Here is a 12149-nt window from a genome sequence, read left to right on the forward strand (position 1 = left end):
GGCGGGGCGACCGGAGGTCACGCGTGGAGGGCCACGAGGTGGTGATAGAACTCCGCTTTGTGTTCGAATCCGATACCCGGCGCTTCCGAGGGCGCCACCCGGCCGTGATCGATGACGGCCTCGTCGGTGAACCCGCCCGTGGGAGCGAACACACCGGGGTAGGACTCGTTCCCGCCCAGTTTGAGCGCTGCGGCGATGTGGAGAGAGAACTGGTGGCCCCCGTGCGGGATGCAGGAACGCGACGACCATCCGTTCTCCCGCAGCATCTCCTGGATGCGCAGATATTCGACCAGGCCGTAGCTCAGAACGGGATCGAACTGAAGAATGTCCAGTTCGGGGCGCAGGCCGCCGTACCGGACGAGGTTGCGCGCATCGGGGAGCGAGAACAGGTTCTCGCCCGTCGCCATCCGATGGGCGTAATGGGAGGCGAGCTCCTTCTGGAGCTCGAAGTCCAGCGGATCCCCCGCCTCCTCGTACCAGAACAGGTCGTACGGCTCCAGCGCCTCGGCGTAGTCGATCGCCGTCGCGAGATCGAACCGGCCGTTGGCGTCCACAGCGACATTGGAACCGGCTCCGGCAACCTCGACGGCGGTGTCCAGGCGTCTCAGATCCTCCGCGAGACTCGCTCCGCCGATCTTCATCTTGACGACGTCGTACCCGAGGTCGAGATACCCACGCAACTCGTCCTTCAGCTCCCGCACGCCTTTGTCGGGGGCGTAATAGCCGCCGGCGGCGTAGACGAAGACGGTGCGATCGGGCGAGCCGTCGCCGTAGTGGTCAGAGAGATAACGGTACAACGGGACATCGGCCACCTTGGCCGCCAGGTCGAAGATCGCCATGTCGAGCACTCCGACTGCGACGGAACGCTCGCCGTGACCTCCCGGCTTCTCGTTCCGCATGACGATCTCCCAGATCCGTTCCGGTGAGAAGTTCGAGCCGTCGTCGGTGAGCAGCGCGGCGGGTTCCGCATCCAGTAGCCGAGGGATGATCCGTCTCCGGAGGATTTCTCCGACGCTGTACCGTCCGTTCGAGTTGAATCCGTAGCCGACGAGCGGCTTGCCGTCCCGCATCACGTCGCTCACGACCGCGATGATCGACGAGTCCATGCCAGAGAAGTCGATGAAGGCGTTGCGCATCTCCGAGCGGATGGGGATGGTTCCCTCGTGTATCGAGACGATCTTCATCGGTTGCCTCTCATTCGAATCTGCCACGGAAACAAAGTTTGGCGAAACAGGCGCTATTATTGAATAGTTGCGCACATCACGCAAGTTCTACAGTGATCGCGGTACCCTGATCGTAGGAAAAGAGTGGTCTAATGCGCACAACGAGCAAAGCCGTTGCGATGATCCAACGGTCGGCGATCACCGTGTCACTCGGCGGTGGAAACGAAAGGACGCACGGATGGCCCACCCTGTCATCGCGGTCACCATGGGAGACGGCGCCGGAGTCGGGCCCGAAATCGTGGTCGCGGCACTCCTCGACCCCGAGATCGCACGATCGTCGCGCCCGGTCGTGATCGGGGACGCCAGACGGCTCCGCGAGGCGGCCGCGATCCTCGGACAACCTGCCGAGATCCACGCAGTGGACTCGATCGCCGAAGCTCGATTCGAGCCGTGGCGGATCAACGTCATCGACCTCGACCTGCTGCCGCCGTCGCTGGCCTGGGGAGAGATCTCCGCGGTCGCGGGGGACGCCGCCTTCCGTTACGTCCAGGTCGCGTGCGAACTGGCCAACGCCGGAGAGATCCAGGCCATCTGTACGGCGCCCCTCAACAAGGAGGCAATGCACCTGGCCGGGCACCTCTACCCCGGGCACACCGAGCTCCTCGCGGAACTCACGGGGGTCGACGAGGTATCGATGATGCTGTCCACTCCCAATCTGAAGGTCATCCACGTCACGACGCACATCGGACTCATCGACGCGGTGGCGCAGGTCGAGCCCGGGCTGGTGGAGCGAACCATCCGTCGCGGATGGCAGGCGCTCGTCTCGACGGGAAACCCCAGCCCCCGGATCGGCGTCTGCGCCATCAACCCGCATGCCGGGGAAGGGGGCTTGTTCGGCTACGGAGAGGAGGCGGCCAAGATCGAACCCGGCGTCGCAGCCGCACGGGTGGCCGGGATCGACGTGGACGGGCCGCTTCCCGCCGACAGCCTCTTCTTCCTCGCGGGCCGTGGAGACTACGACCTCGTGGTCGCGATGTATCACGACCAGGGCCACGGCCCCATCAAGGTCCTCGGCATCGAGGCGGGCGTCAACATCACCGTGGGACTGCCGGTGATCCGGACGTCCGTCGATCACGGCACCGCCTTCGACATCGCCGGCACGGGGATCGTCGACACCCGCAGCATGATCGAAGCCATGCGGCAGGCCATCGAACTGGCGTCCGCACCGCTCGTTCAGGCTTGAGCGGAGACCCCAGCCGGGCCCGCCGCGAACTGGCACGCCGGGGCCGGTGCCATTAGCATGGTCGGAGCCCGCCGGGGTGGCAGAAAACGAGGTAGTTGAGTGGCATCTCGAGAGTCGACCGCCCGTCGTGAGCACATCGTCTCTCTCGCGCAATCGACTGGTGCGGCCAATGTCGAAGAACTGGCGGCCCATTTCGGGGTGAGCCTGTCAACCATCCGACGGGACCTCGCGACGCTGACCGAAAGCGGTCAGCTGGCTCGGACCTACGGCGGTGCCATCGCGCTCACCGGTCAGCAGGAGCTCTCCCTGAACCAACGCATCGGCGAGGCCCATAAGGAGAAGCACGGAATCGCTCGCTGGGCCAGGCAACAGGTGCAATCCGGGGACGTGCTCCTCCTCGACGCCGGGTCGACGGTCGGCGCACTCGCTCACGCGCTCCGGCGATTTACCCAGCTGACCGTCGCGACGGCGAGCCTGAACGTGATCGAGGAGCTGGGGGGTGTGGAAGGCATCACCGTGAATTGTCTCGGCGGACGTCTCAGGACACTCAGTCAGAGCTTCGTCGGCCCATTGACCGAGGGGGCTCTCGAGCATCTCACGTTCGATCGTGCGTTCCTCGGCGCCGACGCGGTCGACCCGGTCCGAGGGATCTGCGAAGCAGACCTGGAGCAGACGAGACTGAAAGAGCTCATCGCACGCCAGGCTCAGCACACCTACGTTCTCGCCGACTCGAGCAAGTTCGGCGTCAGCCCATTCCATGCCTGGACGACGCTGCCCAAACCGTGGACGCTGGTGACGGACGCGAACGTGTCCGACGACCAGCTCGCCGCCTTCGCCGAGCAGAGAATCGACGTCGTCGCAGTGGATACCGACGGGAACACGGTCGCCTCCAGCACACACGCCAGCTGATCGACGATCACTTCTCGCATCCGGCGTTCGTCTCGGACGCCGACCTGGCGGTCCCGGGGCGAGCTCAGCCCTTCACTCCCACCGCGAACCCGGCGAGGATCTTCCGCTGAAGGATGAGATAGGCGACGAGCACGGGCAGCATCCCGATGATCAGCCCGGCGAAGACGACCGGCCAGTTGGAGACATACTCTCCGACGAAACCGTAGATCGCCACCGGCACCGTCTGATTCTGGCTTCCCGAGAGGTACAGCAGCGGAGTCATGAAGTCGTTCCACACCAGGATCACGCTCAGGATGGCGACTGTGCCCGTGACGGGCGCGAGCATCGGGAAGGTGACGTACCGGAACGTCTGGAACCGGCTGGAGCCGTCCAGGCTGGCCGCCTGCTCGTACTCGAGCGGGATCTCTCTGAGGAACGACGTGAACAGGAAGATCGCGAACGGCATCTGGTGCCCGATGTAGAGGATGATCAGCCCCCATGGCCCTCCGAGCAAGCCCAGCGCACTGAACGTCTGATACAGGGGGATAAAGACGAGCTGGAACGGGATGAGCAGGCCGATCATCAGAAAGAAATACAGTCCGCGGGACCAGCGAGAAGTCACCCGTGCGAGCGGAACGCTCGCCAGAGCGGCCAGCACGACGATGAAGATCACGCTGACGACCGTGATGAGGCCGCTGTTGAGCATCGCTCTTCCGAGACCTCCCACCGCCCAGGCCTGAACGAAGTTATCGAACGTCGCGCGCAGTGTCGGGGCGATCGGCGACGTGGCGTCGGATGCACCACGCAGCGAGAGGTTCACCAGGATGTAGACCGGGACGAGGAAAAAGAGCGCAGCAAGGATCATGGCCGCCTCGATGATGCCCGTCCTCCAGGTGTAGCGCTTCATCGGTCGCCTCCTCGTGCCACTGCCCGGTATTGGATGATCGAGATCGGTATCGCGATGATCGCGAGCAGGACCGCCAGCGCTACGCCATAGCCGAACTTTCCGAATACGAATGCGTTCTGGAATATGAGGGTCGACAGCGTCTGGGTGGAGGTTCCAGGGCCACCCTGGGTGAGCACCCAGACGACGTCGAACTGCTTCAGGCCCGCTATCAACGTCAGCAGGAAGTTGATCAGGAGTGCGGGTTTGAGCAGCGGGAGCCGGATGTCGAAGAACTGCCGGACAGGACCGGCACCGTCGATGGCCGCAGCCTCCATCACCTCGTCCGGGATCGCGCCGAGCCCGGCGATGAAGATGACCATCGAATACCCGGAGAACTGCCAGATGATGACGACGATGACGCTGACCAGAGCGATCTTGGAGTCACCGAGCCAGCTCTGCTGAAGGCCCCCCAGGCCGATCGACTGCAGCGTGTAGTTGATGACGCCGGCTGGCGAGTAGATGTATTGCCAGAGGAACGCGGTGATGACAGGGGTGATGACCGCCGGCGCGAAGAAGATGACGCTCAGGATCTTGCCGCTCTTGATGTTGCTCTTCACGCCGAGGGCGAGCAGGAGACCGATGAGATTCTGGAAGACGGTCACAGCGACGGCGAGAATCAGGGTGTGAAGTACCGCGTCGAGCGCGACCCGGTCCTTGAAGATCGTTTCGAAGTTGCTCAAGCCGACGAACGCCTGCGTCGACGAGAGGCCGTCCCAGTTCGTGAACGCCTCGAAGATCCCCCGCGCGGCGGGAATGATCATGACGAAGACATAGAAGACGAGGGCGGGCAACGCGAACCACCACACCGCAAGCCATTTGCGAGGCGACCAAGCAGCCTTCGCTCGTCGGGAGACCGTCGGGGTTCGCGCAGACACGACAGTCGATCTCTGCACCGCGGTCACAGTCGAATCTTGCAAGAGGATTCACCTTCCACATTGCATGAATCCCGGCCCGGGGGCGCCGAGCCGGGTCTGAAAGTGAGCCGGCGGTCCTACCTGTCCCAAGCGGCAGCGATGCGCCTGGGACAGGTAGGACCTCCGGCCTCGTTGCGAGCCTTACTTCCAGGCCGCATCCATGGCTTTCAGGACGTCCTTGGGCGTCACTTGACCACCGAGCATCTCCTGGATGGTGACGACCCACGCGTTGCGCACATCCGGGTTAGGGAAGAGCTGGTCAGGCGCACCGACCGTCTTGCCGGCCTTGATGAACTTCATCGCGAGCTTCGTGCCGTCATCGGGCTGATAGTACTTGTTCAGCAGCGCGGGGGGCTCGCTCGACGCCACTGCGTAGTCGGCGTTGTTCTGCGGGTCCATCAGGAACGCGATGAACTGCTTCGCTTCGGTCGGGTGCGGCGTCTTCGCGTTGATCGAGAACGTCGAGCCCAGCGCCACGTTCATGAGCGTGTCGGACGGGTTGTTGGTCGCGTCGAGCATGACCGCGACGATCTTCGACGGAGCAGCGGCGTTCTGGATGATGGGGTAGTAGTCGGACGGCCCGAACATCGCGATGGCCTTGCCCGTCGCGACCTGGTTCTCGGCGACGTCGACGGTCGTTCCCAGCGGCTGGTTGAAGCACTTGGCGTTGTTCATCTGCTGGACTTTCTCGAAGCTGCTGAGCCAGCCGGAGTCCTGTGCGAACGTCGTCTTGCCTGCGATGCGCTTCGACATGAAGTCGGTCGGGACGAGCGTGGGGGTCCACTGGAAAGACACCATCTGATCCTGCGACAGCGTCTGCGCACCGTACGCGAACGGGATCACGCCCTTCGCGGCTGCGGCCTGACAGAACGGAATCACCTGGCTCCAGGTCTGCGGGAACTTCAGGTTGTACTTCTGAAGGGTGGCCTGGTTGTACATGGTCAGATCGGGCCGCGAGACCAGGGGCGGGTAGTAGACCTTGCCCTTGTAGCCGACGTACGGGTCGAGATCCGAGGGCAGCTTCTTCGCCCACGCCTCATTGGTCAGGTCCAGCAGGAATCCCTGCTTGCCGAGCACCCCGGCAGCGTTCACGGCGCTGACCCCAGGCCACGTCTCTACGAGGTCCGCGGCGTTGCCGGCCGCGAGCTCCTGCGGAAGGGTCGTCGTGATCGCGGCGTCCGAGCTGTAGGTGATGTTGAAGGACACGTTCGGGTGTGCGGACGAGAACTTCTGGGTGGCGAGCGTCAGCGCGGTCCGCTCTTGGGCCGGCGCGAGCATCGACAGCGTGACCTTTCCGCCGGACGCGGCCGGTGCGGACGCGCTGGAACAACCGACCATGCCGAACAGCACGGCGGTAGCAGCGACGGCCACGACCGATTTCATGATGTGTTTCATTGCTTCTCCTCATTGATGCAGCAGGGTTTTCTCGGGTTCATCGCGGCGACGCCTCCGGCGCCTACGACTGTGACTGCGGGTCGTTCCTTGGTGGCTCGTAGTGGTGGGCGAGGTCGGCGAACCAGTCCTCGAATCCGTTGTCCACCAGCGCGATCAGCACATCCTCGCGGCGGATCCCATGCTTCTCGAGCCTCTCGATCACCGTCTTGTAGAACCGCCGCTTGACCGATCCGGAGTGTTTGTGGATCACTGTGACCCGGATCAGCATGAGGCTTCGACGGTCACGCCCACCGAACGACGGATGGAACTTCAGCTCGGCCGGCTCGTGCGGCCGGAAGACCTGATAAACGTCGTCGGGTGCGAGGTCGAGGGCTTCGATCTGGGCTCGATGTATCGCGTCGCTGATCTCCTGCCCCTTCTCCTCGTAAAGGGTCCGATCAAGATCCACTTCGATCAGTGCCACGTTTGCTCCTCGTCGTTGTTCGAGCCGGGCGGCGACGTGCTCGACAGCACGCACCGGGCGTCGAGGTCACGCCTGTCCGCACGCCTTCGACAGGTCGTGGACCGTCGCTCTCGGCAGGCCGGGCCCACCGTCATCGGGCCAGGGAGGGGATGGCTCCTCGCGGGCTCGTTGTCCCATGTGATTCACCTGCCTCGTCGCAGTGCACTCGTGCAGCCTGCGGAATCTCGACCGGTCGCGACAACCGCCTGCTGATCGACAACAGAATGACACGTTTGCGCGGAACACGCAACCGTTTACGCGCGATTAGAGCATGTTCGTCGGGTTAGGGCCGCCCTCCTGCACATAAAGTGCAGAAAACTGTCGATGGTGTCAGCCTCGGCCGTCGCCGGATATGAGCCGTCAGTCGTCGGCCGCAAGCGGTTGCGACCGACGCCGCCCGAGTTCCGATCCTCCCCAGACCGTGAGGCCGACGACCGCGAGGGCCACGCCGAGCCACGAGACACCGGTCCAGCCCGCCTGCCCGTAGAGCGCGCCCGAGAGCCCGGAGCCGATTGCTCCGCCGAAGAACACACTCGCGATGAAGACCGTGTTGATCCGGGAGCGGGCGTCGGGTCGCAGCGCATAGATCTCCTGCTGGCTGAGGATGAGGCTGCCCTGCACGGCGACGTCGAGGAGGAGCGCGGCCAGAGCCAGGACGACCAGGTTGTGTGCGCCGAACCCCGCGAGGGCCATCGCGATGGCCGCGAGGGTGAAGACGACCGCTGTCGCGGGGCGGCCGAGGCCCCTGTCCCCGATTCTGCCGGCGACGGGGGCTGAGGCCGCCCCGGCGGCACCGACGAGTGCGAAGATCGCGATCTGCCACTGCGTGAGGCGGTGGTCGGTGATGAGTTCTGAAGCGATCGATGTCCAGAACGCCGAGAAGGTGGCGAACATGAGGGCTTGGAGCAGCGTCCGGCGCCGCAGTGCCGGCTCGGTGCGGATCAGCTGCCCGATCGACCTGACGAGGCTGCCGTAGTCACCGGTGTGGTCCGGCTTCCGGTCGGGCATCGCGACGGCGAGCACGACCGCGATGATCAGCATGGCCACCGCCGAGAAACCGTACACGGAGCGCCAGCCCCAGGCGTCCGCCGAGAAGCTGGAGACGCTCCGAGCGAGCATGATCCCCAGGAGCAGGCCGCTCATCACCCGTCCCACGTACCGTCCACCGTGTCCGGGCGGCGCCAGGTGGGCGACGAATGGGACCACGATCTGCGCGACCACAGAGGTGAACCCGAGGATGAGCGACGCGACGAGGAACAGTGGCAGGTTGGGCGCCAGGACCGCCAGGGCCGCCGCGATCGCGGTCACGATCAGCACCCGGGAGGCGAGCTTCCGGTTGTTCAGAAGGTCGCCGAGCGGCATGAGCACGACGATCCCCGCGGCGTAGCCCAACTGCGTCACGGTCACGACGATCGACGCTGAGCTCTCGCTGATTCCGAAGCTCCGACCGATCAGGCCGAGCAGCGGCTGGGAATAGAAGATGTTGGCGATTGTCGCGCCCGAGGCGACCGCCAGTGTGAACGTCAGGATGCCGAGCCGGCCTGCGCTCGATCCGAGCGGCGTGCGGGCTGATTCGTCTGCTGTACTCACCTGTTTCCTTCGATCCCTCTCTCTCCTGCTGCGCCGGACGCGTCTCAGGCCGGCTCCCACGCCGACATGACACGATCGACCATGCTGCCGCGCCGGAACCCAGGCTCGAAGTGCTCCAGGATGTCGGCGTTGATGGTGCCGTACGTCGTGCCCGGCCGGTGCTTGAGCCCCTCGTGGAAGGTTGCGAGGAAACCGCGCTTGAAGTCGTCGCGCGGGTACGTCCGCAGGATCTCCTCGATCGCCTCCGGCGCGAGTTCGTCGACGCCGAGGCCGACCGCGTCGGTGAGCACGCCGAGGTTGGTCGCGGCGATTTCGGCGCCCATCCGGCCCGGGATCTCCGGCGTGGTGTGCAGCGCGATCGCCTGCCAGACGGTGTCCGCGGCCGAGGCGGAGTAGCCGCCGGCCAGGAGGAACTCGCGGGCGAGGTCGGCGCCATCCACCTCGAACCGCTGCGGCGTCGGGCAGGGGGCACGAGCAGTCCGCTGTCGTGGAACAGCGACGCGAGGAAGAGCAGTTCCGGGTCGGGTTCGAGCCCGCGCGCGCGGGCGCGCAGCGAGCCGAACAGGAACACGCGGAGCGAGTGGCCGAAGAGCGGAGTGCCGCTCCGGCCTTGCGTGAGCCGTTCCGCCGCCTGGGCGCCCGGGGTGCCCGGGATCTCTACGCCTGCGATAATTCTCGACATGTCCTGCTCCGTCTCGGGTGTGGATGTGGATCGTGCGTCCACCATCCACGGTGCCAGCGGGCGGCCTCCCGTCGCTGCGTGCGGTCGGCCATGAACCACCCGAAAGCGGACCCGGCCGGCCGCTCGGTCGTGATCCTCGTGTACGACGGCGCCAAGCTCCTCGACGTCGCCGGCCCGGCCGACGTCTTCGGCGAGGCGAACCGGCTCGGTGCCGATTACCGGATCGCGCTCGTCTCCCCCGACGGCGCGGATGTGGTCACGTCGGTCGGCATCCGGGTCGCCGTCGACGGCGACGCCGAGCTCGCGGCGAAGGCCGACACCGTCATCGTCGCCGGGGCGGACGCCTATCCGCGCACCCGCGTTCCCCCTCCCCTGGCCGATGCGGCCCGGACGCTGTCGAACGGGACGCGCCGGCTGGCCTCGATCTGCACGGGAGCGTTCATCCTGGCCGAGGCCGGCCTCCTCGACGGAAAGCGCGCGACCACGCACTGGAAGGTCGCGCAGGCGCTGGCCTCCCGCTACCCGCAGACCGCGGTGGATCTCGACGCCATCTACGTGCGCGACGGCGCGACCTACACGTCGGCGGGTGTGAGCGCGGGCATCGATCTCGCGCTGGCGCTGGTCGAGGAGGACTACGGTGCGAACCTCTCGCGCGACGTCGCGCGCGCCCTCGTCGTCTACCTGCAGCGGGCGGGAGGCCAGTCGCAGTTCTCGGCGCCCCTCCAGGGGGCACCACCGCGGACGCCCGCACTCCGGCGGATCGTGGATCTGGTCGTCGCCGACCCGAGGGCGCGCCACACCCAGGCCGAGCTCGCCGAGCACCTGAAGGTGAGCCCGCGGCATCTGAGCCGGCTGTTCCGCGACGAGCTGTCGACAACGCCGACGCGGTACGTGGAGTCGATCCGTTTCGACATCGCCCGATCGTTGCTCGACCAGGGCTACAACGCGACGGAAGCCGCCGAGCGGGCGGGCTTCCCGAGCTACGAGAGTCTGCGCAGAGTGTTCTCCCGCGAACTCGGGATCTCCCCCGCGGCGTACCAGCGCCGTTTCCGCACCTCCCAGCCGGACGGTTCCGCGGTTGGGCCGGCGGTCAGTCCTCGCTGACCCGCACGATCGTCTTGCCCGTGCCGGCGCTGCCGTTGAGGAACGCGACGGCGGCGTCTTCCAGCGAGACCACATCGCCGACGAAGGTACGGAGCCGACCGTCGCGCACGCGCTGAGCGAGCTCATTCAGCTGCCGCCGTTCGGGCTCCACCACGAAGAACACGGCGGTGACGCCGGAACGCTGAACGGACGGAGGCGCGACGATCGTGACGAACGTCCCGCCGTCGCGCACCAGTCCGCCGGAACGGGCGCCGATCTCGCCGCCGATCACATCGAACACGAGGTCGGCGTCCCCCACTGCCTGCGACCAGTCCCCCGTCGTCTCGACGAACCGGTGCACGCCCGCCTCGATCGCGCGCTGACGATGCGCAGGCCGGCCGATTCCGACCACGAAGGCGCCCGCGCCGGCGGCCAGCTGGGCCACCACCGATCCGACCCCACCGGCGACGCCGTTGACGACCACGGTCTGACCGGCCTGGACGCGTCCATGTTCGAACAGCCCTTGCCAGGCGGTGAGGCCCGAGATGGGAAGGCTGGCCGCGGTGACGAAGTCGATGTCGGCGGGGAGCGGTGCGAGGTTCCGCGCCTCCACCGCGACCTGCTCGGCGAGCGAACCGTCGCGCGCCCAGTCGGCGAACCCGAACACGCGCTGACCGACCGTGAGCCCGGTCGTCCCGTAGCCGAGCTGCGTGACGACTCCGGCGAGCTCGTGGCCGGGGATGCTGGGAGTACGGTCGCGGCCGGCGCGGTCGGCCCAGGTCGCCGGCCACTCCAGCTCACCGGGGGTGAAGCCGGCGGCCCGCACCTCGACGACGACGTCGTTCTCGGCTGCGTGCGGCTGGGGCCGCCGCGTCAGAGTCATGCCCGCGACGCCCCGGGCCTTGTCGATTACCGTGATCGCTTTCATGAGCGGCCTTCCTGTTCGTCTGTCTCCGGATGTGCGCGGCGCCACCATCACTCCGGCCACGCGGAGTTCTGGATCACCTCGACGAAGTCCGTCCGGCGGAAGCCGGGCACGAAGTGCTCGAGCACATCGGCGTTCACGGTGCCGAAGGTCGAATCGGGTCGCCCGGCGAAGCCCTCGGTGAATGCAGCCAGGATGCGCTCCTTGAACCGCGGTCGGGGATGCGCTGCCACGACGGCCGCGATCTCGTCCTCGGTGAGCGCATCCAGCCGGAGGCCGAGCACGTCGGTCTCGACTCCCGCGGTCGTGGCCGCGATGACAGGCGCCATGCGCCACGGTACCTCCGGCGTCGTGTGCAGGGCGATGGCCGTCCAGACCTGCTCGGCGTCGGCGGCGCTGAACCCGTGCGAGGCGAGGAAGGCCCGCGCCTGGTCCGCGCCGTCCACTTCGAAGCGCTGCCGGTCGCGGCGATGGGGCGGGACGAGCCCGAGATCGTGGAACAGCGCGGCGACGTAAAGGAGCTCCGGATCCGGCTGCAGCCCGGCACGCGCTGCCTGAAGCGACCCGAACAGGAACACCCGTCGGGAGTGGTCGAAGATGAGCTCCGGAGTGGTGGTGCGGACCAGCTCGGTCGCGTCGGCGACCAGGCTGCTGTCGGGGATCGGGACCCCGGCGATGACTTCGGTGGACATGACTGCTCCTCCTGCGGACGCTGATGGGAGCGCGCCCGCTCGCTATCCAGCGTGCCCGGCAGGCCGGCCGGCGGCTCCTCAGCATCGGCCACGAATGCCCCGAATCCAGACGCACCCCGCCACTCA

General features: G+C 66.5%; 12 protein-coding genes. 3 read left to right on the forward strand and 9 right to left on the reverse strand.

Annotated features, from left to right (window positions below; all coding sequences use genetic code 11):
• Positions 1-17 precede the first annotated feature (17 nt).
• Positions 18-1184: a mandelate racemase/muconate lactonizing enzyme family protein gene (locus tag ACR9Y5_RS16735; protein ID WP_481299016.1), complete on the reverse strand. Its 1167-nt coding sequence runs from the start codon at positions 1182-1184 to the stop codon at positions 18-20.
• 217 nt (positions 1185-1401) lie between these two features.
• On the opposite strand from ACR9Y5_RS16735, the gene pdxA reads away from it, so the two are divergent.
• Together pdxA and ACR9Y5_RS16745 are read left to right on the forward strand one after the other, a co-directional pair.
• Positions 1402-2406: a 4-hydroxythreonine-4-phosphate dehydrogenase PdxA gene (gene pdxA, locus ACR9Y5_RS16740; RefSeq protein WP_481299017.1), complete on the forward strand. Its 1005-nt coding sequence runs from the start codon at positions 1402-1404 to the stop codon at positions 2404-2406.
• A 99-nt stretch (positions 2407-2505) separates the two neighbouring features.
• Positions 2506-3315, forward strand: coding sequence for a DeoR/GlpR family DNA-binding transcription regulator (locus tag ACR9Y5_RS16745; protein WP_481299018.1), 810 nt, complete (start codon positions 2506-2508; stop codon positions 3313-3315).
• Between the two features lie 64 nt (positions 3316-3379).
• Here the strand turns inward: ACR9Y5_RS16745 and ACR9Y5_RS16750 are convergent, their stop codons facing one another.
• From ACR9Y5_RS16750 to ACR9Y5_RS16775, 6 genes are all read right to left on the reverse strand, one after another.
• On the reverse strand, positions 3380-4201 hold the full coding sequence (locus ACR9Y5_RS16750; protein ID WP_481299019.1) for a carbohydrate ABC transporter permease: 822 nt from the start codon (positions 4199-4201) through the stop codon (positions 3380-3382).
• The gene (locus tag ACR9Y5_RS16755; RefSeq protein WP_481299020.1) at positions 4198-5001 is read right to left on the reverse strand and encodes a carbohydrate ABC transporter permease; all 804 of its coding nucleotides are present in this window, start codon (positions 4999-5001) and stop codon (positions 4198-4200) included. Before ACR9Y5_RS16755 ends, ACR9Y5_RS16750 begins: the two co-directional genes overlap by 4 nt.
• 294 nt (positions 5002-5295) lie before the next feature.
• Positions 5296-6549 (reverse strand): ABC transporter substrate-binding protein, encoded by a 1254-nt coding sequence (locus ACR9Y5_RS16760; protein WP_481299021.1) that lies wholly within the window; start codon positions 6547-6549, stop codon positions 5296-5298.
• 61 nt (positions 6550-6610) lie between these two features.
• Positions 6611-7012 carry a tautomerase family protein gene (locus ACR9Y5_RS16765; RefSeq protein ID WP_481299022.1) on the reverse strand — a complete coding sequence of 134 codons (402 nt, stop codon included), beginning with the start codon at positions 7010-7012 and terminating at the stop codon, positions 6611-6613.
• Positions 7013-7411: 399 nt separating this feature from the next.
• Positions 7412-8641: an MFS transporter gene (locus tag ACR9Y5_RS16770; protein WP_481299023.1), complete on the reverse strand. Its 1230-nt coding sequence runs from the start codon at positions 8639-8641 to the stop codon at positions 7412-7414.
• Between the two features lie 44 nt (positions 8642-8685).
• Entirely contained in the window at positions 8686-9081 is a 396-nt protein-coding gene (locus ACR9Y5_RS16775) for a hypothetical protein (protein ID WP_481299024.1), read from the reverse strand.
• Positions 9082-9413: 332 nt separating this feature from the next.
• Here ACR9Y5_RS16775 and ACR9Y5_RS16780 point away from each other — a divergent pair, with 332 nt between their 5' ends.
• Positions 9414-10427 (forward strand): GlxA family transcriptional regulator, encoded by a 1014-nt coding sequence (locus ACR9Y5_RS16780; RefSeq protein WP_481299025.1) that lies wholly within the window; start codon positions 9414-9416, stop codon positions 10425-10427.
• On the opposite strand, the gene ACR9Y5_RS16785 is transcribed toward ACR9Y5_RS16780, so the two are convergent.
• Both ACR9Y5_RS16785 and ACR9Y5_RS16790 read right to left on the reverse strand, forming a co-directional pair.
• Positions 10414-11334, reverse strand: coding sequence for an NADP-dependent oxidoreductase (locus ACR9Y5_RS16785; RefSeq protein WP_481299026.1), 921 nt, complete (start codon positions 11332-11334; stop codon positions 10414-10416). The genes ACR9Y5_RS16780 and ACR9Y5_RS16785 overlap by 14 nt on opposite strands.
• Positions 11335-11381: 47 nt before the next feature.
• Entirely contained in the window at positions 11382-12023 is a 642-nt protein-coding gene (locus tag ACR9Y5_RS16790; RefSeq protein WP_481299027.1) for an HD domain-containing protein, read from the reverse strand.
• Between the last annotated feature and the right edge of the window lie 126 nt (positions 12024-12149).

This window comes from Leifsonia sp. KNZ13-11D, assembly GCF_056754895.1.

Bases quoted from the DNA above. Each gene is read 5' to 3' on its own strand.
- ACR9Y5_RS16760 (WP_481299021.1), bottom strand. From the start codon at position 6,549: ATGAAACACATCATGAAATCGGTCGTGGCCGTCGCTGCTACCGCCGTG.
- ACR9Y5_RS16780 (WP_481299025.1), top strand. From the start codon at position 9,414: ATGAACCACCCGAAAGCGGACCCGGCCGGCCGCTCGGTCGTGATCCTC.
- ACR9Y5_RS16785 (WP_481299026.1), bottom strand. From the start codon at position 11,334: ATGAAAGCGATCACGGTAATCGACAAGGCCCGGGGCGTCGCGGGCATG.
- ACR9Y5_RS16755 (WP_481299020.1), bottom strand. From the start codon at position 5,001: ATGATCATTCCCGCCGCGCGGGGGATCTTCGAGGCGTTCACGAACTGG.
- ACR9Y5_RS16790 (WP_481299027.1), bottom strand. From the start codon at position 12,023: ATGTCCACCGAAGTCATCGCCGGGGTCCCGATCCCCGACAGCAGCCTG.
- ACR9Y5_RS16735 (WP_481299016.1), bottom strand. From the start codon at position 1,184: ATGAAGATCGTCTCGATACACGAGGGAACCATCCCCATCCGCTCGGAG.
- pdxA (WP_481299017.1), top strand. From the start codon at position 1,402: ATGGCCCACCCTGTCATCGCGGTCACCATGGGAGACGGCGCCGGAGTC.
- ACR9Y5_RS16750 (WP_481299019.1), bottom strand. From the start codon at position 4,201: ATGAAGCGCTACACCTGGAGGACGGGCATCATCGAGGCGGCCATGATC.